We start from the raw sequence: 26,750 nt of genomic DNA, 5'->3' as shown, positions 1-26,750 counted from the left end.
GCGCAGCGGAGGGTCGCGAACCATGGGCGCAGTGTCTGGATCAGGCCGACGCCGGAGCGAAGCGGAGGTGGCGGCGTGATCGGGCTTGTGCTGTCGATGATCAGGGCACGGCCCGGGCAGGCCGTGACCGCGTTCGTGATGGCCATGTTCGCCATGGCGGCCGCGGTGAGCGCGCCGGTCTACATCACCACCGCCGACCGGGCGGTGGTGGCGAGCGAGGTCGCCGCCGCGCCCGTCAACGAGCTGGTCGTGCAGGCCCGCCGGGAGACGAAGGCCGGTGACCGCGCCTTCGAGGACCTGGCGCCCAAGGTCTTCGTCTTCCCCGGGTTCTCGACCGTGTTCAGCGCCGAGACCAATACGTACGTGACCGGCCCGGTGCCCGGCGTCGAGCCGGTCGCGCCCCGGTTCGTGTACCGCGACGGCACCTGCGAGCACGTGCGGATCGTCGAGGGTCGCTGCTTCATCAGCCCGAGCGAGATCATCCTCAGCAAGCCGACGCTCGACCTGCTCAAGGTCGGCATCGGGACGGTGCTGGACGTCGACTGGTCCACGTTCGACGCCGAGGGCCAGGAGTGGGTGCCGTCCGGCAAGCCCACGGCCATGTCGGTCGTCGGCGCGTACGAGCCGGTCGACGTGACCGAGCAGTACTGGGCCGACTTCGGCTACTTCGACAGCCGGGAGTCCGCCCGGCGCGTCACCGCACCGATCTTCGCCAGCCGGCTCTCGCTGGAGTCGATCGAGCGCCTGACTGAGCGTCAGGCCCTCGATGTCGTCATCGACCACGACGCGATCACCGGCGAGAGCCTCGCCGCGGTCAACGGCGCCGTCGAGAGCGGCCGTTCCCAGCTGCAGGGCCTGTCCGGGTCGCCGACGGTCAAGGCGGACCTGCCGCACCTGCTGACCAGGATCGAGCGCGACCGCGGCCTGGTCGCCCAGGTCGTGCCGGTCGCCGCGGTGCCGCTCGTGCTGCTGTGCTGGTTCGTGCTCTTCGTCGCCGTCGCGTCCGCGACCGCCGAACGCCGGCTCGAGCTCGGCCTGATGGCCCTGCGCGGGGTCACCTTCCCGCGCCGCTGGTGGCTCGCCGCCGGCGAGAGCATCGTGCCGATCCTGTTCGGCGCCGCCGCCGGCTTCATCGCCGGCAACTACCTCGTCCGGCTCGCCGCCTGGCTGCTGCTGGGCGCCAGCGGCGACGTGCCGCTGTCCGAGGGAGCCAGCGCGTGGGCGCTGGTCGCCGTCGTCGGCGCCCTGTTCGCGGCGGTGCTCGCCCAGCGGGCGGAGCTGGCCAAGAAGACCATCGACCTGCTGCGCAACGTGCCGAGCCGGCTGTCGCGCTGGGGCGCCCCGGTCTTCGAGGTCGCGGTGGTGGTGCTCGCCGTCGTCGCCGTGCTGCAGCTGCGCGAGGGCGACAACGGCCTGACCGGCTTCGCGACGTTCGGCCCCTCGCTGGTCGTCATCGCGGCGGGCCTGCTCGCCGCCCGCGGCGTGCTGCCCCTCGCTGAGCGCAGCGGCCGGCGCGCCCTGCGCCGCGGCAGGATCGGCCCGACCCTCGCCGCGTACGCGATGGCCCGCCGCCCCGGCAGCCAGCGCATCCTCGCCCTGTTCGTGGTCGCGATCGCCCTGGCCTGCTTCGCGGCGACCGCGGCGACCGCCTCCGACGACAACCGTGACCTGCGGATCAGGGTCGAGCAGGGCGCCGACCGGGTGCTCACCGTCGAGCCCGTCAGCCGCACCGAGCTGCTCACGAAGGTCCGGGCGCTGGACCCGGCCGGCGACTTCGCGATGGCGGCGGCGATGCTGCCGAAGTCGGAGGACTCGGCGGTCCCGCCGGTGCTCGCCGTCGACTCCACCCGCCTCGCCAAGATCGCGCTGTGGAACGACGCCCATCTCACCGCCGCCGAGGCCGCCGCCGTGCTGCGCCCCGACGTCCCGCGGGAGAGCATCATCCTGGACAACAAGGACGTGAGCCTCGACATCACCGTCGACAAGCTCGCCGACGCGTTCCGGGTCAGGTTCATCCTGGCCGTGGTGCCCCTGGACGGGGGCGCCGCCGGCGCCGTCGACTTCGGAGCGCCGCAGCTGGGGCGCCACACGTACGTCAAGAACCTCCCGATGTGCGTCAACAAGTGCCGCCTCGCCGCGCTGCGCATCGACCAGCCGGAGGACCGCGGCTTCGACGCCACGATCACCCTGCACTCCATGGCCCAGCGCGGCCAGACCGTCACCGACTTCAGCCAGGCCGACGAGTGGCGGGTCCCGGAGACCCCCGGCCCCAAGCTGCTCGTGCCGCAGGTGTCCCTCGCCGACGGCGGGCTGCGCCTGGAGGTGGCCAACTACAAGGGCGCCGACGTCGCCTACCGGCTCATGCCGGCGGACGTGCCGTCGCCGATGCCGGTCGTCATGGCCCGCACCGCGGGCATGGGCGACCACATGGCGACCTTCGACGGGTCCCAGACCGCCGTGCAGGTCGCCGGCGAGGTCGTCCAGGTGCCCCGCCTCGGCTCGCGCGGCGGCATCGTCGACCTCGACTACGCCGAGCGGCTCTCCACCGAGCCCGTCGACACCATCACCCCGCAGGTCTGGCTCAACGCCAACGCCCCGGCCGACGTCCTCGACCGGGTGCAGGCGCAGGGTCTGAAGGTGATGAAGGACCAGCGCATCGGCCCGCTGCGGGACGCCCTCGACGAGCAGGGGCCGGCCGTCGCGCTGCGCTTCCACGAGCTCGCCGCCGGCCTCGCCGTCGTCCTGGCCGGCGGTGCGCTCTGGCTGGTCACCGCCCTGGACCGGCAGCGCCGCCGCGGCGAGCTGCGGGCGCTGCGGGCGCAGGGCGTCGCCCGCCGCGACGCGTCCGCCAACGGCTACCTGACGCTGGTCGGCACCGCGGCGGTCATCGGGCCGTTCGCCGCTCTGGCAAGCTGGCTGCTGGTGCGCGAACATCTTCCGGTGTTCACCGACGACCCCGGCACCTTCCCGGTGCCGATCTGGCCGTCACCACTTCCGGTCGCCGTCGCCTGGGCGGCGGCCGTGCTCATCCTCGCCGGCGTGGCGCTCCTCGCCGGCGCCCGGCTCCGTGCCGCGACCAGACAGCGATAAGGGGACTGCTCATGAACGGGTTGGCGGTGGCCTGCCGGCGGGTCGTGCACATCTACCGGGCCGAGGCGGGCGACGTGGTGGCCCTCGCCGGCGTCGACCTGTCGATCGGGCCGGGGGAGACCCTCGCCCTCGTCGGGCCGTCCGGCTCCGGCAAGTCGACACTGATCGCGCTGCTCGCCGGGCTCATGCGGCCCTCCGCCGGCAGGGTCAACATCGGCACGTACGACATGGGCAAGCTCTCCGACGGCGAGATCGCCCGCCTCCGCGGCACCGAGATCGGCGTGGTGCTGCAGGGCGCCGCCCGCAACCTGCTGCCCTACGCGACGCTGCACCGCAACATCTGGCTCGCCCAGCGCCGCGCGGCCCGCACCGAGGGCATCAAGCTCGACGACCCGGACCGCATCCTGGACCTCGTCGGCCTGCCCGGCCTCGGCCGCGCCCGCATCGACGAGCTCGCGCCCGGCGCCCGCCAGCGCGCGGCACTCGCCGTCGGCATCGCCGCCGGGCCCGGCCTCCTGCTCGTCGACGAGCCCACCAGCCAGCTCGACACCGCCGGCCGCGACGAGGTCCTCGAGGCCCTGGAGACCGTCAACCAGGAGCGCAACACGACCATCGTCGTCGTCACCCACGACGGTGACGTGGGCACCCGCCTCGGCCGCGCCGTCACCATCCGCGACGGCCGCGTCGGCGCCGAAGGCCGCGACGGGCAGGACTTCGCCGTCGTCGCCGGGGACGGCACCGTCCAGCTGCCGCCGGAGGTCCTCGGCGACTTCCCGCCCGGCACCCTCTTCACCGTGGAGCACATCGACGGCGCCGTCACACTGGTGGCAGGGGGATCCGACCGGTCACTTGCGGCGGACCACTTGGGGCACGTGCAAAACTAGCTCCATGAGCGACCCAAGGCAGACCCAGTCGATCTTCACCCGCGGGGCGGTGGACCTCGGAGCCCTGGCCCGGAGCAATCAGGCCGCGGCGCAGCGATCTGCCCAACCCTCCGCCGCGCCGAGCTCGGCGTTCGTGTTCGACGTCACCGAGGCCAATTTCCAGGACGCCGCCCTGCAGCGTTCGGTCACGACCCCGGTCGTCCTGGACTTCTACGTCGCCGGCAGCCAGCCGCACCAGCAGTTCTCCCCGCTGCTGGAGAAGCTCGCCGCCGAAGGTGATGGCACCTGGCTGCTCGGCCGCGTCGACATCGAGGCCAACCCGCGGCTCGCCCAGATGTTCCGCATCCAGGGCATCCCGTTCGTCGTCGCGATCGTCGGCGGGCAGCCCGTCGACGCGTTCAACCAGATGCTGCCCGAGACCCACCTCCGCCAGTGGATCGACGCGGTGCTCAAGGCCGCCGGCATCGAGGTCCAGCGCGGCGACGACCCGCGCCTGCTCGCCGCGGACGACGCCCTCATGGACGGCGACCTCGACGGTGCCGAGGGGGCCTACCGCGCCATCCTCGCCGACACGCCGGCCGACCCGATCGCCGAGTCGGGCCTGGCCCAGGTCGCCCTGCTGCGCCGCACCTCCGGGCTCGACCCGGCGGCGGTCCTGGCGGCGGCGGGTGAGGACATCCCCTCCCAGCTGCTCGCCGCCGACATCGAGGTGCTCACCGGCCAGGCCGACCTGGCCTACAAGCGCCTCATCGACCTTGTCCGCCGCACCCCCGGCGACGACCGCGAGACGGTGCGCAAGCACCTCGTCTCGCTGTTCACCGTCGCGGGGCCCGACGACCCCGCGGTCGCCAAAGCCCGCCGGGCGCTGGCGAGCGCGCTGTTCTGAGCCGGGGCGGGATGCGCCGGATCGCCGTCGTCGACGCACCGAGCAACCTGGGGTTGCGGCCACCGACCGCAACCTCGGTCCCCGGCTGCGCGAAAGCTCCCGGCGCGCTGCGCGACAGCGGCCTGCTGGCCCGGCTGGGCGCCCGCGACGCGGGGTGCATCACCCCCTCGCGGTATGACCCGGCCGGCTGGCAGCCCGGCGACGGCGTCGCGCAGGCCGACGAGATCGCCGTCTTCGTCCGCCGGCTGGCCGACCGGATCGGCGCCATCCTCGCCTCCGGCGACTTCCCGGTCGTCCTCGGCGGCGACTGCTCGATCCTGCTCGGCGCGGGACTGGCGATGCGGCGATACTCGGCCGACCTCGCCGGCCGGATCGGCCTGGTCTACGTCGACGGCCACTCCGACTTCCGCCACGAGGGCAACGCCTCCTACGTCGGCGCCGCCGCGGGTGAGGCGCTCGCCCTGGCGACCGGCCGCGGGCAGAGCAACCTCGCCTCGATCGAGCAGCGCCGGCCGTACTTCCGCGACGTCGACGTCGTCCTGCTGGGCATCCGCACCCACGACGAGTATCGCCTGGATCTGCAGGCCGCGGGGATCGTCGCCCGGGCGGTGCCGGAGCTGCGCTCGCACGGCGCGGCCCGCTCCGCCCAGTGGGCCCGCGACCAGCTGCGCGACTGCGCGGGCTTCTGGGTGCACGTCGACGTCGACGTCCTGGACCCGGCGGTGATGCCGGCCGTCGACGCGCCCGACGTGGGCGGGATCGCCTACCGGGAGCTGGAGATCCTGCTCAGCGGCCTGGTCTCCGACCCACGCTGCGTGGGCGTGCAGGTCACCGTCTTCGACCCGGACTACGACCCCGACGGCCAGTACGCCCGCGAGGTCACCGACGTCCTCGTCGCCGGCCTGGAGCCCCTCGTCACGTCGTCGGCCCTGGCCGCCACCGACCTCACCCCGGTGGTGTCGGCTCCGCCGCTGCACACGGACCTGCTCACCCCGGCACTCCCCACCCCGCCGCCGCCCGCCGCCCCGGAGCCAGACCCGGAGCCAGACCCGGAGCTGGACCAGGAGCCGGACCTGGAGCCAGCGCTGGACCTGGATGTGGACCTGGACCTGGGCCTGGATGTGGACCAGGAGCCGGACCTGGACCAGGAGCCGGACCAGGATGTCGAGCCGGTCGGCGCCGCGCTGCCCCACGACGTCGCCGAGGACGGGGCGGAGCCGGAGTTCGAGTCCGACGCAGAGCCCGAGCCAGCCACCGAGCCGGAGCCGGACGTGGAGTTCGGGCCGGAGCTGCAGTTCGAGCCGGAGCCGGACCTGGAGCTCGGGCCGGAAGCCGGGCTCCTCCCCCCGATCAAGTTCATCCACTTGGATGAGAACGGCGAGCCGTCGGATGCCGCGGGGTTGGAGCCGGCCTCCCCGGAGCCCGGCGACACCGCGACGGTCGGGGTCGAGCTGCCGCCCCTCGGCTGGGTGGACGTGCGGACCGGGGCGGTGGTCGACCTGGCCGTGGGCCGGAGGGCCGGGCGTGCGGAGGAGGGGAAGGCCGACGCGCCGTTGCTTCCGGCGTACAGTCGCGGCGCCGTGATCGGGATCACCACCCGCAAGCCGATCGACGTGGATGCCGAGGCGGCGCTCGGCGAGGTGGACGACGACTGGGTGGCCGTCGGCGGTGCGGCCGAGGCGGCGGAGGTCACAGAGGTCACAGAGGTCACCGAGGTCGCGGGCGAGCCCGTCGAGCAGCCCGCCGAGGAGCCGGTCGAGCAGGGCGGTGCGCTGCCGTTCGGGCGTCCGGGGCGCAAGGGGCGCCGGGCTCCCCGGCTGGCCCTGACCCTCGCGCCGATCTCCGCGCCGCCCGTGTCGGGGCGGCTCGCCCGGCGCGCCGACCAGCCCGAGGACGCCGCCGCGCCCGCCGGCCATGGCGCCGTCGTGCCGTTCGTGCCGGCGCAGTCCAGGACGCCCGTCGAGGGGCCCGAAGGGCCGCTGACCGATGTGGTGCCTGCAGCTCGTACACCCGAGGAAGAACCGACACCGAAGCAGCATTGACACGACGCGGCCCCACCCGCGGCGGCGAGTGGGGCCGGTCGGTTGTCAGCCGATGGTCTGGAAGAACTTCCCGGCGATCGGGACGGCCGCCGCGGTGCTCGCGCCACCGTTTTCCACGAAGACGCAGAAGGCGATGTCGCCGCGGTACCCCATGAACCACGAGTGCGTGTGGGCGGGGTCGTTGTCGTACTCCGCGGTGCCGGTCTTGCCCCGCAGGTCGCCGGGCAGGTTCTTGAGCTGGTCGGCGGTGCCGACGGTGACGACCTCGCGCATCATCTGCCGCAGCGGGTCCAGCGCGGCCTGGCTGAGCTGCGGGCCGTCCTGTGCGGGGTTCTTCGGCGCGGGGTCGAGCACGAGCTGCGGCTGCTTCCACTGGCCGCGGGCGATCGCGGCGGCCGCGCCGGCCAGGGCGACCGGCGAGGACAGCGTGGTGCCCTGCCCGAACGCGGCCGCGGCCTGCTCGGACTTGGAGCCGTTCGCGGAGACCTTGCCGGTGAAGACGTCGACGCCGAGGTCCCACGGGATGCCGATGCCGACGCTCTGCGCGGTCTGCGCCAGGCCGTCGGGCGCGAGCTGCGGGGCGAGGGACGCGAACGCGGTGTTGCACGACTTCGCGAAGTCGGTCCGCAGCGGCACGTTGCCGAGCTCCATGTCGTGGGAGTTCTTGAACGTGCGGCCGTCGACGGTGAGGGTCTTCGGGCACGGGACCACCGTCTCGCCGGTCGTGCCCTTGTTCAGCACGCCGAGCGCGGTGATCGTCTTGAACGTCGAGCCGGGCGGGGTCTGCCCGACGAGCGCGAAGTTGTTGCCGGCCGCGCCGGGTCCGTTGGCGACCGCGACGATCGAGTTGTCGCTGATGCGGATCGCGACGAGGGCGGACCGGCGGGTGTCGAGGGCGAGGGCCGCCTCGGCCGCGTTCTGCATGTTGACGTCGAGGGTGATCTTGATCGCCGCCCCGGGCGCCGCTTCGGTGGTGAAGAGCTTCTTGTCCGGGGTGCCGGTCGGCATCGGGACGATGACGGAGACGCCGGGCTTGCCCTGCAGCGCCGTGTCGTACTTCTGTTGGATCCCGGACAGTCCGACGACGTCGCCGACTTTGTACTTGCCCGGGTTCTTGTCCATGATCTCCTTGGTCACCTCGCCGGACGTGCCGATCAGCGCGCGGGCGAACTGCGCCGAGGGCCCCAGGGTCTGCGTCGAGTTGCGGGTGACGATGCCCGGCGTCGAGTTGAGCTTGTTGGAGATCGTGTCGTAGATCTCCTTGCGCAGCGTCACGACCTCGACGAACGCGTCGGGCTTGGCGTTCTTCACCTTGTTGGGCAGGGTCGACAGGTCGACCTGCACCTTGGCCGCGGCGAACGCGTCGGTGAGGTTCTTCGTCACGATGTTGATATCGGTGACGGAGCGTGGCTGGACACCGATGATGACCACGGGCTTGCTGCTCACGATCGGCTGGCCGGAGCCGTCGAGGATGCTGCCGCGCGGACCGGCCGACTTCTTCACGGTGAGCTTGTCGGTGGGCTCCAGCTCCGGGTTGATGGTCTTGGCGCCCCAGACCACGGTCCACTGCTTGTCGACGCGCTTGGCCTGGACGGTGGTGTCGTACTCCCACGTCGACTCGGCGACCGGCCACTTCACCGTCACGACGGCGCTGGCCTCGTCCTTCTTGACCGCGGGCGCACCCTTGATCGTCAGCTTGGGCGGGGTGGCGGCGAGGTCGCCGGCGACGGTGGTCCACAGCTTCTGCGCCGCGTCACCGCTGAGCGCTTTGCCGTCCGTGCCCACGAACTTCATCCCGGCGATGTTGCCCTTCTCCCACGCCGCGAGGAACGTCTTCAGCGCGTCGTCCGGCGGCTTGCTGGAGCAGGCGGGCAGGGCGCCGAGCATCGCCAGCCCGGCGAGGAGGGCGATCATGCGACGAAATGAAACGGCCATGGGGGCGATTCTGCGTCATGAAAGCCACGATCCGCACGCCCCAAGATCGGAAAAGTTGGACAATTGGTATGGGGCGTACTGGTCGATCGGCTAACCGACGCTGGGCCGATCAGAATTGTCGGGGGTACGTCTTAGGCTGTGCGGGACAACCCACAGCGTCGTGGGTGAGGGGAGAACAGACCGATGAACCGGCCCACGGCAACGGTGCGCACTGCGGTCGCCGAGCCAACGATCGAAGACGACGAGTTAGAGCAGCCAGTGCCCAACGCTGAGCACCTCGTCGCCGAGGCGGTGGTCCTCGCGGCAGCGCAGGACACCGATCCCACACTCGTCGCGCACTACTGGCGACTCGTCCCCGACGAGGAGCTGGCCAGCTGCCAGGTGGCGAAGATGGTGGCGGCCACCCGGTCGCACCTCGAGCTCGCCCAGCAGCGGGTGCCCGGCGAGCTGAAGCTCCGCATTGGGCTCAGTGTGACCGGCGGCACATCGCTGGAGATCGTGACCGACGACATGCCGTTCCTGGTCGACTCCGTCACCAGCGCGCTGTCGGCCCGCAACCTCGACGTCAACCTGCTCGTCCACCCGCTCGTCGTGGTGCGCCGCCAGCCGCTGGGCGCCCTGGAGGAGATCCGGGGCGGGGTGGAGCCCGAGGACGCCGCCCCCGGCGACATCGTCGAGAGCTGGATCCGCATCGAGATCGACCGCATCCGCGACGAGCAAGACCTCGAGATCGTGCGCACAGACCTGGCCCGCGTGCTCAACGACGTGCGCGAAGCGGTCGAGGACTGGCCGAAGATGCGCACCCAGGCGCTCACGCTCGCCGACGAGCTCGGCAGCGCGCAGCTGCCGGTGCCCGACAAGGACATCACCGACTCGGTGGAGCTGCTGCGCTGGCTCGCCGACGACCACTTCACGTTCCTGGGCTTCCGGCAGTACAAGCTGGTGAAGGGCGAGCACGGGGAGGACCTGCTGCAGGCCGTCCTCGGCTCCGGCCTGGGCATCCTGCGCGCCGACCAGCCGCACCCGCGGGTGCTGAGCTCCATGACCGCCGAGGCCTACGCCAAGGCACTGGAGAAGCGCCTGCTGATCATCACCAAGGCCAACTCCAGGGCGACCGTGCACCGCTCGGCGTATCTGGACTACGTCGGCTTCAAGCTCTTCGACGCCGACGGCAACGTGACCGGCGAGAAGCGCTTCCTGGGGCTGTTCTCCTCGGCGGCGTACCGCACCAGCGTGCAGGACCTGCCGGTGGTCAAGCGCAAGGTCGCCGAGGTGGTGGAGCGCTCGGGCCTCTCGCCGCGCTCCCACTCCGGCAAGGACCTCATGGAGACGCTGGAGACCTACCCGCGCGACGAGCTCTTCCAGATCACCACCGATGAGCTCTACCGCTCCGCGATGAGCGTGCTGCGCCTCGCCGGCCGGCGGCAGCTGCGGCTGTTCCTGCGCCGCGACGCCTACGGCCGGTTCATCTCCTGCCTGGTCTACCTGCCCCGGGACCGGTTCACCACCGCCAACCGGCTGCGCATCCAGCAGATCCTGCTCGCCGAGCTCAACGGCATCGGCGTCGACTACGCCACCCGGGTCGGCGAGTCGAAGTTCGCGCGGGTCCACTTCATCGTGCGCACCGAGCCCGGCAACCCGCCCGGCGACATCGACGTCGACGACCTGACCGAGCGGCTGTCGGAGGCGACCCGCCTGTGGGACGACGACTTCCGGCTCGTGCTGGAGCGCAAGCTCGACGACGAGCACCAGGCGAAGGAGCTCTACCAGCGCTACGGCACGGCGATCTCGGAGACCTACAAGGACGAGCACACGCCGTTTGAGGCGGTGAAGGACGTCGCGAAGCTGGAGCTGCTCGACGAGCCGGGCCAGCTCGTCATGCACGTCTACCGGCGCCGCCAGGACGAGAGCGACATCCGGTTCAAGGTGTACCGCTACGGCGAGCCCATGATCCTGTCCGCCGTCCTGCCGGTGCTGCACTCCCTCGGCGTGCGGGTCACCGACGAGCGGCCCTACGAGGTCGTCCGCTCCGACGGCACCATCTACCTCTACGACTTCGGGCTGCAGCTGCCCGCCGACTCGCGGGCGATCACCGAGGTGCGGCCCCACCTGGAGAACGCGTTCTCCGCCACCTGGCGCGGCGAGGCCGAGGTCGACAACTTCAACACCCTCGTCATCAAGGCCGGCCTCACCTGGCGCGAGGTCGTCGTCCTCCGCGCCTACGCCAAGTACCTGCGCCAGGCCGGCACGGTCTTCTCGCAGGACTACATGGAGACCACGCTGCTGCAGTACCCGGCGATCGCCTCCAAGCTGGTGGCGCTCTTCGCGGCCCGCTTCGACCCGCGGCTGCAGCTTTCGGAGGAGAGCCGCGCCGTGCAGTCCAAGGAGCTGGTCTCGGCGATCCACGCCGACCTCGACGAGGTGACCAGCCTCGACCAGGACCGCATCCTGCGCTCGCTCCTGACCCTGATCCAGGCGACGCTGCGCACGTCGTTCTTCCAGCGCGGCGAGGCGGGCCGGCCGAAGTCCTACACGGCGTTCAAGCTCGACCCGCAGTCGATCCCCGACCTGCCGGCGCCCCGGCCGAAGTTCGAGATCTTCGTCTACTCGCCCAGGTTCGAGGGTGTGCACCTGCGCTTCGGCTCGGTCGCCCGCGGTGGCCTGCGCTGGTCCGACCGGCGCGAGGACTTCCGCACCGAGATCCTCGGCCTGGTCAAGGCCCAGATGGTGAAGAACGCGGTCATCGTGCCGACCGGCGCCAAGGGCGGCTTCGTCCTGAAGCAGAACCCGGGCGACCGCGACGAGGCCGTCGCCTGCTACCAGCTGTTCATCTCCGCCCTGCTCGACGTCACCGACAACCTCGACGGCGGCAAGGTCGTGGCCCCGGCCGACGTGGTCCGCCACGACCCCGACGACCCGTATCTCGTGGTCGCCGCGGACAAGGGCACCGCCACGTTCTCCGACATCGCCAACGAGATCTCGGTGAAGTACGGGTTCTGGCTGGGCGACGCGTTCGCCTCGGGCGGCTCCGCCGGCTATGACCACAAGAAGATGGGCATCACCGCCCGGGGCGCCTGGGAGTCGGTCAAGCGGCACTTCCGCGAGCTCGGCGTCGACACCCAGACCACCGACTTCACGGTCGTCGGCGTCGGCGACATGTCCGGCGACGTCTTCGGCAACGGGATGCTGCTGTCCCGGCACATCCGGCTCATGGCCGCGTTCGACCACCGGCACATCTTCATCGACCCCACGCCCGACGCCGCGACGTCGTTCGCGGAGCGGCAGCGGCTGTTCGAACTGCCCCGCTCGTCCTGGGGCGACTACGACAAGTCGATCATCTCCGCCGGCGGCGGGGTCTACCCGCGCACCGCGAAGTCGATCCAGCTCACCGCGGAGGCGAAGGAGGCGCTGGGTATCCCGCCATCGCTGACCTCCATGACGCCCAACGAGCTGATGCACGCCATCCTCGCCGCCCCCGTCGACCTGTTCTGGAACGGTGGGATCGGCACCTACGTCAAGGCCACCGGCGAGTCGCACGCCGACGTCGGTGACAAGGCCAACGACTACCTGCGGGTCAACGGCCGGGAGCTGCGGGTCAAGGTCGTCGGCGAGGGCGGCAACCTCGGCCTGACCCAGCGGGGCAGGATCGAGTTCGCGCTCGGCGGCGGCAGCATCGCCACCGACTTCATCGACAACTCCGCCGGCGTCGACTGCTCCGACCACGAGGTCAACATCAAGATCCTGCTCGACCGCGCGGTCGCCGCCGGCGAGCTCGACAAGGCCGAGCGCAACCCGCTGCTGGCCCAGATGACCGACGAGGTCGGCGAGCTGGTCCTGCGCGACAACTACGACCAGGCCACCGCGCTGGGCAACGCCCGCGCCCAGTCCCGGTCGCTGCTGCCGGTCCACAAGCGGCTCATCGCCGACCTGGAGCGCCGCGGCCAGCTCGACCGGGCCCTGGAAGGGCTGCCGACCGACGAGGAGCTCGACTCCAGGGCGGCGCTCGGCGTCGGCCTGACCTCACCCGAGTTCGCCGTCATGCTCTCGTACGTGAAGATCGTGCTCGAGCACGAGATCCTCGACTCCGGGCTGCCCGACGAGGAGTGGACCAACGAGGTGCTCGTCGGCTACTTCCCGACCGCGCTCCGCGAGCGCTTCGTCGAGTCGATGGCGGAGCACCCGCTGCGCCGCGAGATCGTCACCACCGCCGTCGTCAACGAGGCGGTCAACCGCGGCGGGACGTCCTTCTTCCACCGCGCCTCGGAGGAGACCGGCGCCGGCTCGGCCGACGTGCTGCGGGCCTCCGTCGTGATCCGCGAGGTGTATGGGCTGAACGCCCTGCGCGCCGCCGTCGAGGACCTCGACAACCAGATCCCGACCGAGTCGCAGACCGAGGTCTATCTGGAGATCCGCCGGCTGCTCGACCGCGCCGTGCGCTGGCTGGTCTCCAACCGGCGCCTGCCGATCGACGTGCCCGGCGAGATCGCCCGGCTGCGGCCCGGCATCTCGCGCCTGCTCGGCGAGCTCGACACCCTCTTCCGGGGGCGCGAGCGCGACGTCCTGACGGCCAACACTGCCCGGCTGCGCGACCTCGGCGTGCCCGAGGAGCTGGCCGAGCAGACCACCCGCATCATGTACGGGTTCGGCCTGCTCGACATCGTGGAGGTCGCCTCGCAGACCGGCCGCGAGGTCAACGAGGTCGCGACGGTCTACTACGTGCTCTCCGAGCGCTTCCGCATCGACAACCTGCTGTCGAAGATCTCCAACCTGCCGCGCGAGGACCGCTGGCAGACCCTGGCCCGCATGGCGCTGCGCTATGACCTGTACGCGGCGCTGGCGGCCCTGACCGCGGAGGTCCTCAACGGCACCGCCCCCTCCGACGACGCGGAGGCCCGGGTCGACGAGTGGGAGCAGAGCAACGCGACGTCGATCGCCCGCACCCGCAACGCCATCGGCGAGTTCGCCGAGTCCCCTGGCGACCTCGCCGCCCTCTCCGTCCTCCTCCGCCAGATCCGCACCCTGGTCCGCGCCTCCGCCGCCTGACCCGCCTCATGATCCGGAAGACTTTTTGTCGCTCTAGCAGCAAGAAGTCTTCCGGATCATCGGGAGAGTTATCCACAGGCGCCAGCTGAGGCTTCCCGCGGCGGTGGGGTGGTCGCAGGCTGGGGTAGGTGTGGGATGAGCTGGTCGAGGCGCAGGCGGGGGTCGTGACCCGCAGCCAGGCGCTGGCGGCGGGCTGGACCCCGTCCGCGATCCGCGCGCATCTGGACGCGGGACGCTGGCTGACGGTCCACCACGGGGTCTACCGGACTTTCACCGGCGAGATGCCCCGCCGCGCCTCGCTCTGGGCGGCGGTGCTCGGTGCCGGCCCGGGCGCCGCGCTGAGCCACCGCTCGGCCGCCGAGCTGCACGGACTCGTGGACGGCCAGTCCGACCCGATCCACGTCACCATTCCGGGCAACCGTCGGATCCGGCCGCTGCCAGGCGTGGTCGTGCATCACCGGGTCCGGCTCGTTGGCACGGTCCACCCTGGTCCGGCTCTCCGGCGCACCAGGGTCGAGGACACGGCGCTCGACCTGGCCGAGCAGGAGCGACTCCTCGCATCGGCGATCGGATGGCTCACCGCGGCGTGCAGCCGCGGCCTGACCACGCCTGATCGGCTGGCGGCCACACTGCGCCGTCGCAAGAAGATGCGCTGGCGGCGGCTGCTGGAGGCGACGGTCGACGACGCCGCCGTGGGCGCCCGCTCCGTGCTGGAGCTGCGCTACCTGAAGGACGTGGAGCGGGGGCACCGCCTGCCCACCGGCCGGCGGCAGGTCCGTCGACGGCAGGCGGGCGCGACGCAGTACCGGGACGTCGAGTACAGAGCATTCGCCACTGTCGTCGAACTCGACGGCCGCGCCTATCACCCCGACGAGCACCGCCGGCGCGACCAGCGGCGTGACAACACGACGGCCTCCGACGGGCAGCGAACGCTCCGCTACGGCTGGGCGGACGTGGTGGCGCCCTGTGTGACCGCGATCCAGGTCGCGCGGGCGCTCCGCGCCGGCGGCTGGCGGGGCAGGCTCCAGCCGTGCCGCCGCCCCGACTGCCCGGTGCGCCGCACTACTCGTCGCCGCCCATTCTCATGATCCGGAAGACTTTTTGTCGCCAGGGCGACCACAAGTCTTCCGGATCATGGGGGGAGGGTTAGGCGGCGAGGCCCAGGGTTTCGGCGGCGGCGCGGCCGTTGGCGTGGCTGGCACCCCAGGTGGTGATGAAGGCGCGGGCGTGCGCTGGGCGCCAGGAGGACGGCCAGCCCATCTCGACGACGGTGACGGGGTGGGCGGCGGCCAGGGTGTCGACCAGGGTGCGGGCGCCCGGCAGGCGGTGGACGTTGCGGCCCACGACGACGATCGGGCGGGCGCCGGCCCTGGCGCGCAGCTCCTCGGGGGCGGTCTGCTCGGCCACGACGCGGATCTGCTCGGTGCCGTTGACGTGCGGGCCGAGGCCCCACGGGACGCGGCCGGCGGCGATCGACGACTCCGACTCCAGCTGGACGATCAGCGGGGCGTCGGAGCGGTCCACGGAGCCCTCGATGCGGACGGCGCTGAGCGCCGCCGGGTACCCGAGGCCGGGCTCCTCCCGGTCGGTCCGGTCGCCCTGACGGGTCCAGTCGGACAGGGCCTGGACCCGGGCGACGGCCTCCTCCAGGCGGGCCAGGGGCAGGCGGCCGTCCTGGACGGCGGTGACGATCTCGTCGACGCAGGCGAGGGTCAGCTTCTCGTCGACCTCGGCGCCGATGCAGAGCAGGTCGGCGCCGGCGGCGAGGGCGAGGACGGCGCCCGCCTGGGTGCTGCCGGCAAACCGGGCGGCGCCGAGCATCTCCAGGGCGTCGGTGACGACGACGCCGGTGAAGCCGAGCTCGGTGCGCAGCAGGTCGACGAGGACGGCGCGGCTGAAGGTGGCCGGGGCGTCGCCGGTGAGGGCGGGCACGCGGATGTGCGCGCTCATGATCGACTTGGCGCCGGCCTCGACGGCGGCGACGAACGGGGGCAGCTCGCGGCCGCGCAGCTCGTCGAGGGTGATGTCGACGGTCGGCAGCTCGAGGTGCGAGTCGGCGAGGGTGGCGCCGTGGCCCGGGAAGTGCTTGGCGCAGGCGGCGACGCGGGCGCTCTGCAGGCCCAGCACGGCGGCGGCGGTGTGCGCCGCGACCAGGTGCGGGTCGGCGCCGAAGCTGCGGGTGCCGATGATCGGGTTGTCGTCGGCGGTGTTGACGTCGACGGTGGGCGCCAGGTTCAGGTTGAGGCCCAGCTGGTCGAGCTCGGCGCCGATGGTGCGGTACACGCGGCGGGTGATCGCCGGGTCGCCCAGCGCGCCGAGTGCGGCGTTGCCCGGGTACGGGCTGCCGAGCCGGTGCGCCAAGCGGGTGACGTCGCCGCCCTCCTCGTCGATCGCGATGAGCACGCCGTCGCGGGCCGCGTGCAGCTGGGCGGTCAGCGCGGCGACCTGGTCGCGGTCGACGATGTTGTAACCGAACAGCAGGTGGCCGGCCATGCCCTCGCCGAGCAGGTCGACGGCCCAGGCCGGGGCCTGTGCGCCCGGGAACGCGCCGAGCAGCGTGCCCAGCGCCAGCCTGCGGAGTCCTGGATCGTTCGCCACGGTGTTCCCCCTCAACGCGAACCAGTGCGAGACTGATGCGCTTTCCACGATCGTAGGAGCATCTTGACCAGATGTGCGTAGGCCGTGCGGGTGGTGTGACCGTACGCTTTCCGGTATAGGTTGCCCGAGGCAATCTAATAGGAAAGTTTCTTAAATACTAGGGGTGTTCGTCACCATGAGTTCTGCTCGCCTTCCAGGCACCCCGAGGTTGCTGCGCGCGCTCAACGACCGCGCCGCCCTCGAGCTGCTGCTGAGCAAGGGACCACTGACCCGCGCGCAGCTCGGGGAGCTGACCGGGCTGTCCAAGGTCACCGCATCGCAGCTGGTGGAGCGGCTGGAGGAGCGCGGCCTGGTGGCGCGCGTCGGCGAGCAGGCGGGCGGCCGCGGGCCGAACGCCCAGATGTACGCCGTGGTGCCCTCGACCGCGTACGTCGTCGGCGTCGAGGCCGGCCCGCAGCACGTGGTCGCCGGCGTGGCGGACATCACGGGCAAAATCGTCGGGCGGACCGACGTCTCCATCGGCGAGGGGGACGACCCGGTCAAGGTCGTCCACGCCGCCGTGGTCGAGGCGGCCGCCGAGGCCGGTGCGCCGATCGAGCGCATCCGCCGCATCGTGCTCGGCACGCCCGGCCTGGTCGACCCGAAGAGCGGCGAGATCACGTTCGCGTGGGACCTGCCGCGCTGGCACCGGGGGCTGCTCACGGCCCTGCGGGAGGACCTCGGCCGGCCCGTCGCGTTCGAGAACGACGTGAACCTCGCCGCCATCGCCGAGCAGCACAGCGGCGCCGCGATCGGGGCGAAGGACTTCGTGCTGGTCTGGCTGGACCGCGGCGTCGGCACCGCCGTCGTGCTCGGCGGGCGGCTGCACCGCGGCAGCGTCGGCGCGGCCGGCGAGATCGGCTACCTGCCCGTGTCGGGCACGCAGGTCAGCCGCGACGCGACCCGCCGGGCGAAGAGCGGCTTCCGCATGCTCACCGACGCGGCGGCGGTCAAGACGGTCGCCAAGTCCCACGGGTTCAAGGCCGCCGGTGCGGGCGACGCCATCAGAGCCGCGATCGCCGCCGGTACCGACGGCAGCCCCTTCCTCGACGAGCTGGCCCGCCGGATCTCCCTCGGGGTGGCCTCGGTGGGGCTGGTGCTCGACCCTGAGCTGGTCGTCCTCGCCGGCGAGATCGGCCAGGCGGGCGGCGCGGACCTCGCGCAGCGGGTGCAGCACGAGGTCGCCGCGATCGCCGTGGTGTCGCCGCGGGTGGTCGCCACCGAGGTGTCCAGCGAGCCGGTCCTCAACGGCGCCATCCTGACCGGCCTCGACGCGGTCCGCGAAGAGGTCTTCGGCGACACGGCCTGACCGCCCTCGACGCGGTCTTCGGCGACGCCGCCTGATCGCCGGCCGGCGCCTCAGTTGGTGTCGCGCCGGCGCATCGAGGCGAAGGCGCCGGCCAGCACGACCGCCACGACCGCGCCGATCACCAGGCCGCCCTGCTGCCAGCTGCCCCAGAAGGTGTCCTGTGGCACCACGCAGCCCGACTCGGTGCAGTACCCCGACGTGCCCTGGAACGTGTAGGACTTGTTCAGCCAGGCGGAGACGTAGCTGGAGAGGCGGTACTTCTCGGAGTGGTCGGTGCCGCCGATCAACCCGAAGATGATGATCGCTCCGAGCTCGTAGATCAGCAGGTACGCGATGCCGACGCCGAGCGCCGCGGACGTGTGCCGCCCGATGGAGGCGATCGCGAAGCCGAGCGCCGTGCCGGCCATCGTCAGCAGGATCACCCGCAGGGCCGTGATCAGCAGCGACGACCAGTCCGCCAGGCCCATGGTGCTGACGGTGTCGTTCGTGGCGGCCACGGCGACGAACGCGCCCGTCCAGACCGCGAGGTACACCACCGCCACCAGCGCCATGCCGGCACAGGCCGCGATCAGCTTGCTGCCCAGGACGGCCCCGCGGCGGGGGGCCCAGAGCAGCAGGTTGAGCATGCCGCCGGAGCTCCACTCGACGCCCACGAACGACGCGCCGAGCACGAAGCCGGCCACCGTCAGCACGATCGCCGCGGTCGTGAACAGCTCCGGCCACTGGCGGGCGAACGAGAAGCCGTAGTCGAGCATCGAGTCGGCGGTGGGGCGGGGGCCGTAGTCGCAGTTACGCGGGAACTTCATGCCGGCCGGGCCGGTGCGCACGCCGCTCTGCACGTCCTCGCACAGCGCGACGTTCTCGTCGTAGATCGCCGCGGCGGACGCGGCGCGCTCGGTGGCGGTGCGGTACTCCTCGCTGGACGGGTTGCTGCGGGTCAGCGAGAACCCGAACGTCAGGAAGGCGAGCAGGCCGGCGATGAGCACGAGAGTCACCAGCGTGACCCGGCGGCTGAACAGTCGGGTCCACTCGGCCCGCAGCAGCTGGTTCATGCGGGCCGTCCGTTCTCGATGATCTGACCGTTGTCGTTTTGCGGGTGTTGTACGGGTATGTCCTGCTCAGGCCAGTCGGAGTTGTCGACGGGGCGGAACTGCCCGCGCCGGGGCCCGCCCCCGGTGAGCTGCAGGAACGCGTCCTCCAGCTGCTGGACCGGGGCGAGCTCGCGGACCCACAGGTCGTTGACGCCCAGGGCCCGCGAGACCCAGGCCGGGTCAGCGAGGTCGTGCACGATGATCTGGTCGCCGGACAGCGTGACCTGCGCGCCGGCGTCGGCGAGCACCTGCGCGGCCCGCTCGGTGTCGTCGACGCGGACCCGGTACGTGCCGCGGTCGTTGGCGGCGAGCACCTCCGACACCGGCCCGGCCGCGACCCGCCGGCCGCGGGAGATGATCGTGACCGAGTCGCAGATCTGCTGGATCTCGGCGAGGATGTGGCTGGAGATCACCACGGTCGTGCCGCGGTCCGCCTGCTCGCGGAGCAGGTCGCGCATCTCCCGGATGCCGGCCGGGTCGAGGCCGTTGTTCGGCTCGTCGAGGATCAGCAGCTCGGGGTCCTTCAGCAGGGCGGAGGCCACCGCGAGGCGCTGCCGCATGCCGAGGGAGTAGGACTTGACCTGGTCCTCGGCACGGTTGGCGAGACCGACCTGGTCCAGCACCACGTCGACGCGCTGCTTCGGTACGCCACCCGCCTTCGCCAACACGCTCAGCGTCTTGTGGCCGGTGAAGTTGCCGAAGAAGGCCGGCGCCTCGACGATCGCGCCGACCCGCGACACGACCTGCGGCAGTGCCCTCGGCACCGGCTGGCCGAGGATGCGCATGTGACCGGACTCGGCGTGCAGCAGCCCGAGCAGCGTCTTGAGCGTGGTGCTCTTGCCGGATCCGTTGGGTCCGAGGAACCCGTGGATCTGGCCCTGGTGGACCTCCATGTCGAGGTGGTCCAGTGCGACGCGCGGCTTGCCGAACAGTGTCTGGTAGGTCTTCACCAGACCGGCGATTTCCAGTACGGCACTCATCCCCGCGCACGATACGGCTTTTGCCCTGAGCGTGGGGGGCCGGACCTTCCGCGCTTCGGGCACGTGGTTGGATTGGGCCGTGTCAGATGACCTTGTCATCGCGGTGGACAAAGCGACGGTGACCCGCAACCGGTCCGATCTCATCCGATCGGTGAGCTGGCAGGTGGAGCTCGACGAGCGCTGGGTGGTGCTCGGCCCCAACGGCGCGGGCAAGACCACGCTGCTGAATCTCGCTGGTGCGCGGCTGTACCCGACCCGTGGCACGGTGACCGTGCTCGGCGAGCGGCTCGGTCGCACCAACATCAACGAGCTCAAGACCCGCCTCGGGTTCTCCTCGTCCGGGCTGCAGCTGCCGCCCGACGAGACGGTGCGTGACGTGGTCGTGACCGCGTCGTGGGCGGTCGTCGGGCGCTTCACCGAGCGGTACGACCGCATGGACGAGGCACGGGCGCAGGCGCTGCTGGAGCAGTTCGGCGTCGGCGCGCTGGCCGACCGGCTCTACGGCACCCTGTCGGAGGGCGAGCGCAAGCGGGTGCAGATCGCCCGGTCGCTGATGGTCGACCCGGAGCTGCTGCTGCTCGACGAGCCGACCGCCGGCCTGGACCTCGGCGCCCGCGAGGACCTCGTGCGGCGCCTGTCGGAGCTGGCCGCCGACCCCGACTCGCCGGCGATCGTGCTGGTCACGCACCACGTCGAGGAGATCCCGCCGGAGTTCACGCACGCGCTGCTGATGCGCGACGGCGGTGTCGTGGCGCAGGGCCTGCTGCACGAGACGGTGACCGCCGAGAACCTCTCCGCGGCGTTCGGCCTGCCGCTGCGACTGTCGATCGTGGACGGTCGCTACCACGCTCAGGCGGCCTAGAAAACTGTCGTACCCCAGCGGTACCGTTCGATGTAACTGAACGGGGGGTTCGACGGTGGCTGATCCAGTTGTTGATCCACCCGATGATCCTGGCCCTGGCCCGGACCCTGCGCCGGTGCGCCGGACCCGGGTCGCGCGGCTGGTCGCGTGGGTCGTGGTGCTCGTGGCGGTCATCGTCGTCGCGGTCGTCGTGGTCGTCGACGTCGGGCCGCCGTCGGAGGCCGACCTGCGCCAGCGGGCCATCGGCGGGCGCAGCGAGCTGCTGATCGGGGTCAAGGACGACACCCCGGGCGTGAGCCTGCGCGACAGGACCACCGGCGAGTATGCCGGCTTCGACATCGACATCGCCTATCTCGTCGCGGGCGATCTCGGGTTCCGCCCCGACCAGGTCAAGTTCCTGTCGATCGAGACCGAGGACCGGGCCAGGATGCAGGCCCGGTCGGGCGACGGCAGGTTCGTCACCGTCGACCTGGTCGTGGCCAGCTTCAGCATCACCAAGGAGCGGTCCGAGCAGCCGGGGGTGCGCTTCGCCGGGCCGTATCTGAGCACCCAGCAGTCGGTGGTGACGCTCAAGGCGCACAAGCCGGTCAGCAGCCTCGAGGACCTGCGTGGCGAGCGGGTCTGCACCCTGGCCACCTCCACCTCCAGCGAGGTCGCCAGGTCCGCCGGCGTGACCCTCTCGGGCAAGAACGAGATCAGCGCCTGCGTCGCCGGGCTCAAGGCGGGTGAGTTCGACGCGGTCACGACCGACGCGGCGATCCTCGCCGGCTTCGTCGCGGAGGACGGCGGGCAGACCCTCGTGCACCACGACGTCGGGCTCACCGGCGACGAGCGGTGGGGGATCAACTGCGGTGACAACGAGGCCTTACAAACCCTGGTGAACCTGTACCTGTACCGCTCGGCGCACGACGCCACCGACCGGCGGTGGGAGCAGGCGTATGACAAGTACCTGCGCAGCGAGCAGCGGTTCAGCCCGAATCAGCAGGTGGCGATCGACCACCAGCCCGAGGTGCCGAAGGTGGACGTCCGTCAGTGGCCGTGGGAGAGGTAGGCGACCGGCAGTGGCTGCTGCCGTTGCTGCCCACGTTCCCGATCGTCCTGCTGGTGCTGCGGCTGTGGTATCTCAGCCGGCAGAACGTGCAGACCATGCTGCTCTTCGTGCAGTACGTGAGCCCGCTGGGCCTGCTGAGCACGCTGGTGATCGCGCTGCTGTGGGTGTTTCCGGCGATGCTGCTGCTGACCCGGGTGCTGGGCGCGCTGCTGGAGCTCAGCGACCCGGCCGCCGCGGCGACGTCCCGGCTGGCCGCTGCCGCCCGGCGGATCCCCGACTGGGTGGTCGTCGTGGCGCTGGTGATCGGCGGGCTGACCTGGCAGCTGCGGTTCCTGCCGCTGCTGGTCATGGTCGCGCTGTCGATCCTCGGCCTGGTCGTGCGGCAGCGGGCGGCCGGCGTGGGCGCGGCGGCGGCCGCCACGGGCGTGGTGCTGCCGTTCGTCGCGGCCGTGCTGGAGTACGCGTTCCTCGGCCCGGCGATCGTCGCGGCGCTGCGGGAGGGTGAGCCGGTCACGTTCGTGCTGCTGGCGCTGCCGCCGCTGGTGACGCCGCTGCTGACCGGGCCGGTGCCGGCGTGGGCGGCGCGGGCCGTGACGCACTGGCCGGCCGTGGTGGCCGCGTTCGCGGCGCCGTTCCTGGTCGGGGTCGTGTTCCTGCGCGCCCCGATCCTGCCGACGGTCGCCGTCGACACCGACGACGGGCTGCTCGTCGGCTCGGTGATCACCGTCGACGACCGGATGACGACGCTGCTCGACACGAGCGGCACCGTCCACTTCGTCCTCAACGACAGCGTCCAGGCGAAGGTCCTCTGCGACGCGGGCGACCGGCCGCCGGCCAGCACCGTCGACGCGCACGGCTGGTCGGTGGAGCAGACGGCGCTGAGCTGGATCGCCCCGGCCCGCCGGCCCACCCCGCCCGACCCCCGCTGCGAGGGCCGCCGCTGACCTACCCCTCCGTGCCGGTCGCGCCTTCCCGCTGGGTTGACGGTCTTGGTGGTCGCTGTCCACGTGCGGGTTCGCCCGATCCGTCGAGGGCGTCGCTCGGTGCTTCCACGCCGTCGTTGTCTTCACAACCAGTCCACATCCCACCGACCGCCGCCGCAGCACCTGCCGTCGTTGGTTTCACGACCCGTGCACGTCGCACCGACCGCCGATGTCGCACTCGCGCCCTGGGCTTCACGACCAGCGCAACGCACCCTGACCGCGGACTTGGCCGCCGCTGCGGTCTTTCTCTGTGAGGCGGTCGTCGCCGTGTCGACCGTGATCGAAGTCGCGTGGTGGCTGTCCGGGCGGCCAGGGCTGTTCTTCGATCATGGTGGCGGTCGGTTCTCGTGGTTGCGGTCCGTGCTGCGGTCGCGTGACGTTCCCGGCCGCCGTCCTCACATGGTCCAGCGCCGTGGGGGCGCCGTGATCGATGTCGCGGGGTGGCTGTGCGGGCGGCCAGGGTCGTCCTTCGATCATGGTGGCGGGCGGCGCTCGTGGGTGCCGTGCGTGCCGTGATCGCGGTTCGCCTCGTGATCCCGTGCGGTTCTGGTGGTCCTGGCTACCTGAATCGCACGGGATCATGAAGTGAGGGTCAGGCGAAGTTGGGCTTGCGCTTCTCGATGAAGGCGGTCATGCCCTCGTTCTTGTCGTCGGTGCTGAACAGGGCGGCGAACAGCTGGCTCTCCCAGGCCAGGCCGGAGGCGAGGTCCATGTCCAGGCCGTTGTCGACGGCGAGCTTCGCGGCGCGCAGGGCGAGGGCCGGGCCGTGGACGAACGGCTCGACCATGGCCTTCGCCGTCGCGTACACCTCGGCGGCGGGGACGACCTTGTCGACCAGGCCGATCGTCAGCGCCTCGGGGGCCTTCACGAAGCGTCCGGTCATGATGAGGTCCTTGGCGCGGGCAGGGCCGATGAGGCGGGCCAGGCGTTGTGTGCCGCCCGCGCCGGGGATGACGCCGAGAGTGATCTCCGGCTGGCCCAGGGTCGCGTCCTCGGCGGCGACGCGCCAGTCCGCGGTCAGGGCGAGCTCGCAGCCGCCGCCCAGGGCGTACCCGTTGACGGCCGCGACGACGGGCTTCGGGATGCGCGCGACGGCGTCGAAGGCCCCGGTGAGCGCGGTGGCCCTGGCGGCCATCTCGGAGTAGCCCATTCCGGCCATCTCCTTGATGTCGACGCCGGCCGCGAAGACCTTGTCTCCCCCGTACAGGATGACCGCCCGCACCGAAGGATCGGTGGTCGCGGCCGCAGCGGCCTCGCGCAGCTCCTCCTGGATCTGGATGTTCAGCGCGTTGACCGGCGGCCTGGAGAGGCGGATGGTGCCGATACCGTCTTCGATCTCCAGCTGGACCAGCCTGGTGTCGCCCACTGTGTCTCCTCAACGTCGTTGTCGTTGCCCGCAGCGTATTCCGGCGTACCGTCAGATGTGCCATGGCGACGACGTTCTACCGCGATCACGAGGTGCACATCAGCTCCGCCGGTGTGCAGGTCGACGCCGCCTGGTATCCGCTGGAGACGCTGACGTACATCTGGCACCGGCGATCCGGGCGGTTGGTGCAGGGCGCGTACATGCTCGCGACCCGTGGCGGGGCGGTGTTGCTGATCATCGGGCTGCTCATCGCCGCCGGCACGGCCGCGCGCCGGATCGACTTCAACGGGCCGGACTCCACGATGTACATCGCGGGCGGCATCCTCGGGATCATCGTCATCGGCGGGATCGTGGCCTTCAGCGTGGAGGGGCTGCTGGACCTGCTCGACCGGGCGCACGACCACGGCAAGGGCGTGCACGAGATCTGGGTGCGCACCCGGCAGGGCGAGTCGATGATCTACTCGACCACGGACTCGCCGAAGTTCGGGCAGATCTACCGCGCCTTGCAGCGGGCAGTGGAGCAGTCCGCGTAACCCTTAGGATTCCGGGCATGGTGGCCCTGGGCGTGGACTTCGGCACGTCGCACACCGTCGCCGTGGCCCGCTGGCCCGACGGCCGGGCCCGGCCGCTGCTCTTCGACGGCACCCCGCTGCTGCCGTCGGCGACGTTCTGGGAGGACGGCGAGCTCGTCGTCGGCCGCGACGCACTGCACAGCGCCCGGCGCGCCCCGGCCAGCTTCGAGCCCAACCCGAAGCGCCGCATCGACGACGGTCACGTCTTCCTGGGCGAGCAGGAGGTGCCGGTCCACGACCTGCTGGTCGCCGTCTTCCGGCGGGTGCGCGCCGAGTTCGCCCGCACGGCCGGTGGTCCGCCCGGGGCGGTCACCGTGACGCACCCCGCCAACTGGGCGTCCACCCGTCGCAAGGCGTTGGCGGCCGCGGTGCGGGCGGCGGACCTCCCGGCCGCGACCCTGGTCCCCGAGCCGGTCGCCGCCGCCACCTACTTCGTGCGGGTGCTGCGCCACATGGTGCCCGTCGGCTCCGCCGTCGTGGTCTACGACCTGGGCGCCGGCACGTTCGACGGCAGCGTCGTCGCGCGCACCGCGGACGGCTTCGAGGTGCTCGCCGTCGACGGCCGCGACGACCTCGGCGGGCTCGACTTCGACGAGGTCGTCCTCGCGATGATCGGCCGGACCTGCCGCCGGAGCGCTGGCAGCGGCTGGTCGCGCCGTCGACGATCGAGGAGGCGCGGGCCGCCCGGCTGCTGCGCGACGAGGTCCGGGAGGCGAAGGAGCGACTGTCTCGCGCCTCCTCCGTCACGGTCCTGGTCCCGCTGCTGGACGTCGACGTGCAGCTCACCCGCGACGAGTTCGAGGCGGCGGCGCGGCCGCTGGTGGAGCGCTCGGTGCGGGTGCTGACCGAGACCGTCCGGCTGTCACGGGTCACGGCCGGGCAGGTCGCGGGCATCTTCCTGGTCGGCGGGGCGAGCCAGATCCCGCTGGTCGCCACCGAGCTGCACCGCGCGTTCGGCAAGCCGCCGGTGACGATCGAGCAGCCGGAGATGGTGGTCGCCGAGGGCAGCGTCCTGGTCGGCGCGCGGATCGACAAGCCGTCCGCCGCCGTGGTCCCGGCCGCCCGCCCCAGGGGTTCGGCGTCCGTCGCGTCGCCGTCGCAGCCTCCTGTCGCGGTTGTTTCGCCGGTACGGCCGGCGCCGTCGCCCGCCGTCGTGGTCCCGCCCCCGGGGTCGCCGGTGACCCCGTCCGTGCCACCCGTGCCGCGTGGGCCGCTGCCGCCGGTCGGGTCGCCGGTGCCGCCGCCTTCTGGGTTGCTCCCGCCGGCCGTGACGCCGGCCGTGACGCCTCCGGGCGTGCTGCCGCCGGCTGGGTCGCCGGTCGTGATGCCGGTGTCGCCGGCCGGTGCCGGGCCGGGCGTCGCGCCGGTCTCGGGTGCGAGTGGGCCGGTCTCGCCGGGTGCCGTGCCGTTCAGCCCCGCACCGCCGGTACACCGGATGCCGCCGCAACAGGTGTATCCGCCGCGGCCCGTGTTCTACCAGCCGCCTCCGCCGCAGGTCGTCTACGTGCCGCAGTACGTCATGCCGCCCGTGCCGCCACCGCCGCGTCGGATCGCGCCCGGTGCGATCCGCTGGCCCGCGGGCTTCCTGACCCTGTACGGCGTGCTCATGTACATCTCGACCGGCCTGGTCGCCCTCGTGCTGGTCGTCTACAAGGTGAGCGACACGGAGGAGCTGACGGCCGCGGGCTGGCAGGCAGGCCTGTACGCCGGGCTGGGCTCGCTCGCGTTCGCGATCCTGTACACGCACGGCGCGCGGCGGCTGCGCCGCGGCAGCAACGGGCACCTGTGGTATCCGATCGCGCTGTGCGTGCTGCTCGCGTTCGGTGGCGCGTACACCGCCTCGGGGGCGCACCAGCCCGCCTGGCTGGCGGTCACTGGTGTGTACCTGGGATCGGCGCTGCTGCTCCTGCTGCCGAGCGCCCGTACCTGGGTCCGTCCGCTGCGTCCACCAGCGCCTTCAGTCGGCAACGCGACGGCAGACGCCGAGGAGTGAGAACCGTCGTACCCGGCGCCTAGACT

The 26,750-nt window shown here is 72.0% G+C and carries 16 protein-coding genes and 2 pseudogenes; 13 read left to right on the top strand and 5 right to left on the bottom strand.

The window, feature by feature from the left end:
• Window positions 1-75 precede the first annotated feature (75 nt).
• The 4 genes and pseudogenes from ABZ321_RS03140 to ABZ321_RS03125 form a co-directional block, all read left to right on the top strand.
• Window positions 76-3,090 carry an FtsX-like permease family protein gene (locus ABZ321_RS03140; protein WP_354888931.1) on the top strand — a complete coding sequence of 1,005 codons (3,015 nt, stop codon included), beginning with the start codon at window positions 76-78 and terminating at the stop codon, window positions 3,088-3,090.
• 11 nt (window positions 3,091-3,101) lie between these two features.
• Window positions 3,102-3,974, top strand: a complete 873-nt coding sequence (locus ABZ321_RS03135; protein ID WP_052387520.1) for an ATP-binding cassette domain-containing protein — start codon at window positions 3,102-3,104, stop codon at window positions 3,972-3,974.
• 4 nt (window positions 3,975-3,978) lie between these two features.
• Window positions 3,979-4,860 carry a tetratricopeptide repeat protein gene (locus tag ABZ321_RS03130; protein ID WP_354888928.1) on the top strand — a complete coding sequence of 294 codons (882 nt, stop codon included), beginning with the start codon at window positions 3,979-3,981 and terminating at the stop codon, window positions 4,858-4,860.
• An 11-nt stretch (window positions 4,861-4,871) separates the two neighbouring features.
• Window positions 4,872-5,774: pseudogene (locus tag ABZ321_RS03125) on the top strand (arginase family protein); the annotation flags it as partial.
• Between the two features lie 1,173 nt (window positions 5,775-6,947).
• Here ABZ321_RS03125 and ABZ321_RS03120 read toward each other — a convergent pair.
• A complete protein-coding gene (locus ABZ321_RS03120) occupies window positions 6,948-8,816 on the bottom strand; it encodes a penicillin-binding transpeptidase domain-containing protein (protein ID WP_354888926.1) in 1,869 nt (622 codons plus the stop codon).
• Window positions 8,817-9,020: 204 nt separating this feature from the next.
• Between ABZ321_RS03120 and ABZ321_RS03115 the strand changes: the two genes are divergently transcribed.
• A complete protein-coding gene (locus ABZ321_RS03115) occupies window positions 9,021-13,880 on the top strand; it encodes an NAD-glutamate dehydrogenase (protein ID WP_354888924.1) in 4,860 nt (1,619 codons plus the stop codon).
• A 128-nt stretch (window positions 13,881-14,008) separates the two neighbouring features.
• Window positions 14,009-14,968: a type IV toxin-antitoxin system AbiEi family antitoxin domain-containing protein gene (locus ABZ321_RS03110; RefSeq protein WP_354888921.1), complete on the top strand. Its 960-nt coding sequence runs from the start codon at window positions 14,009-14,011 to the stop codon at window positions 14,966-14,968.
• Window positions 14,969-15,026: 58 nt separating this feature from the next.
• Here the strand turns inward: ABZ321_RS03110 and ABZ321_RS03105 are convergent, their stop codons facing one another.
• On the bottom strand, window positions 15,027-16,478 hold the full coding sequence (locus tag ABZ321_RS03105) for a glycoside hydrolase family 3 N-terminal domain-containing protein (protein ID WP_344510187.1): 1,452 nt from the start codon (window positions 16,476-16,478) through the stop codon (window positions 15,027-15,029).
• Between the two features lie 175 nt (window positions 16,479-16,653).
• Between ABZ321_RS03105 and ABZ321_RS03100 the strand changes: the two genes are divergently transcribed.
• Window positions 16,654-17,826, top strand: a complete 1,173-nt coding sequence (locus ABZ321_RS03100; protein WP_344510185.1) for an ROK family transcriptional regulator — start codon at window positions 16,654-16,656, stop codon at window positions 17,824-17,826.
• Window positions 17,827-17,876: 50 nt separating this feature from the next.
• Here ABZ321_RS03100 and ABZ321_RS03095 read toward each other — a convergent pair whose 3' ends face one another.
• Both ABZ321_RS03095 and ABZ321_RS03090 read right to left on the bottom strand, forming a co-directional pair.
• Complete coding sequence (locus tag ABZ321_RS03095; protein WP_344510183.1) at window positions 17,877-18,878, bottom strand: ABC transporter permease subunit; 1,002 nt, start codon at window positions 18,876-18,878, stop codon at window positions 17,877-17,879.
• Entirely contained in the window at window positions 18,875-19,897 is a 1,023-nt protein-coding gene (locus ABZ321_RS03090) for an ATP-binding cassette domain-containing protein (RefSeq protein ID WP_354888917.1), read from the bottom strand. The genes ABZ321_RS03095 and ABZ321_RS03090 overlap by 4 nt, the downstream gene beginning before the upstream one ends.
• Before the next feature lie 79 nt (window positions 19,898-19,976).
• Here ABZ321_RS03090 and ABZ321_RS03085 point away from each other — a divergent pair, with 79 nt between their 5' ends.
• The 3 genes from ABZ321_RS03085 to ABZ321_RS03075 all read left to right on the top strand — a co-directional run bounded on the left by ABZ321_RS03085 (window position 19,977) and on the right by ABZ321_RS03075 (window position 22,754).
• Complete coding sequence (locus tag ABZ321_RS03085; protein WP_344510179.1) at window positions 19,977-20,759, top strand: ABC transporter ATP-binding protein; 783 nt, start codon at window positions 19,977-19,979, stop codon at window positions 20,757-20,759.
• A 115-nt stretch (window positions 20,760-20,874) separates the two neighbouring features.
• Entirely contained in the window at window positions 20,875-21,810 is a 936-nt protein-coding gene (locus ABZ321_RS03080; protein ID WP_354888914.1) for a transporter substrate-binding domain-containing protein, read from the top strand.
• Complete coding sequence (locus ABZ321_RS03075) at window positions 21,792-22,754, top strand: hypothetical protein (RefSeq protein WP_344510175.1); 963 nt, start codon at window positions 21,792-21,794, stop codon at window positions 22,752-22,754. The genes ABZ321_RS03080 and ABZ321_RS03075 overlap by 19 nt, the downstream gene beginning before the upstream one ends.
• Window positions 22,755-23,385: 631 nt before the next feature.
• On the opposite strand, the gene ABZ321_RS03070 is transcribed toward ABZ321_RS03075, so the two are convergent.
• The gene (locus tag ABZ321_RS03070) at window positions 23,386-24,159 is read right to left on the bottom strand and encodes an enoyl-CoA hydratase-related protein (RefSeq protein WP_344510173.1); all 774 of its coding nucleotides are present in this window, start codon (window positions 24,157-24,159) and stop codon (window positions 23,386-23,388) included.
• A 62-nt stretch (window positions 24,160-24,221) separates the two neighbouring features.
• Here ABZ321_RS03070 and ABZ321_RS03065 point away from each other — a divergent pair, with 62 nt between their 5' ends.
• From ABZ321_RS03065 to ABZ321_RS03055, 3 genes and pseudogenes are all read left to right on the top strand, one after another.
• Complete coding sequence (locus ABZ321_RS03065) at window positions 24,222-24,692, top strand: DUF6232 family protein (protein ID WP_344510171.1); 471 nt, start codon at window positions 24,222-24,224, stop codon at window positions 24,690-24,692.
• Between the two features lie 17 nt (window positions 24,693-24,709).
• Window positions 24,710-25,363, top strand: a pseudogene (locus tag ABZ321_RS03060) (Hsp70 family protein); the annotation flags it as partial.
• Window positions 25,354-26,724: an Hsp70 family protein gene (locus tag ABZ321_RS03055; protein WP_354889000.1), complete on the top strand. Its 1,371-nt coding sequence runs from the start codon at window positions 25,354-25,356 to the stop codon at window positions 26,722-26,724. The pseudogene ABZ321_RS03060 and the gene ABZ321_RS03055, both read left to right, overlap by 10 nt.
• The last annotated feature ends 26 nt before the right edge of the window (window positions 26,725-26,750 follow it).

It is taken from the genome of Dactylosporangium sp. NPDC006015 (assembly GCF_040614215.1).
GTDB lineage: Bacteria > Actinomycetota > Actinomycetes > Mycobacteriales > Micromonosporaceae > Dactylosporangium > Dactylosporangium maewongense.
The sequence above is the reverse complement of the archived record's forward strand: the minus strand, read 5'-3'. Positions and strand labels throughout refer to the sequence as shown.

What these genes read in the sequence shown, in the direction of transcription:
- ABZ321_RS03135 (WP_052387520.1), top strand. Translation starts at nt 3,102, where the DNA reads ATGAACGGGTTGGCGGTGGCCTGCCGGCGGGTCGTGCACATCTACCGG.
- ABZ321_RS03130 (WP_354888928.1), top strand. Translation starts at nt 3,979, where the DNA reads ATGAGCGACCCAAGGCAGACCCAGTCGATCTTCACCCGCGGGGCGGTG.
- ABZ321_RS03120 (WP_354888926.1), bottom strand. Translation starts at nt 8,816, where the DNA reads ATGATCGCCCTCCTCGCCGGGCTGGCGATGCTCGGCGCCCTGCCCGCC.
- ABZ321_RS03115 (WP_354888924.1), top strand. Translation starts at nt 9,021, where the DNA reads ATGAACCGGCCCACGGCAACGGTGCGCACTGCGGTCGCCGAGCCAACG.
- ABZ321_RS03100 (WP_344510185.1), top strand. Translation starts at nt 16,654, where the DNA reads ATGAGTTCTGCTCGCCTTCCAGGCACCCCGAGGTTGCTGCGCGCGCTC.
- ABZ321_RS03095 (WP_344510183.1), bottom strand. Translation starts at nt 18,878, where the DNA reads ATGAACCAGCTGCTGCGGGCCGAGTGGACCCGACTGTTCAGCCGCCGG.
- ABZ321_RS03090 (WP_354888917.1), bottom strand. Translation starts at nt 19,897, where the DNA reads ATGAGTGCCGTACTGGAAATCGCCGGTCTGGTGAAGACCTACCAGACA.
- ABZ321_RS03065 (WP_344510171.1), top strand. Translation starts at nt 24,222, where the DNA reads ATGGCGACGACGTTCTACCGCGATCACGAGGTGCACATCAGCTCCGCC.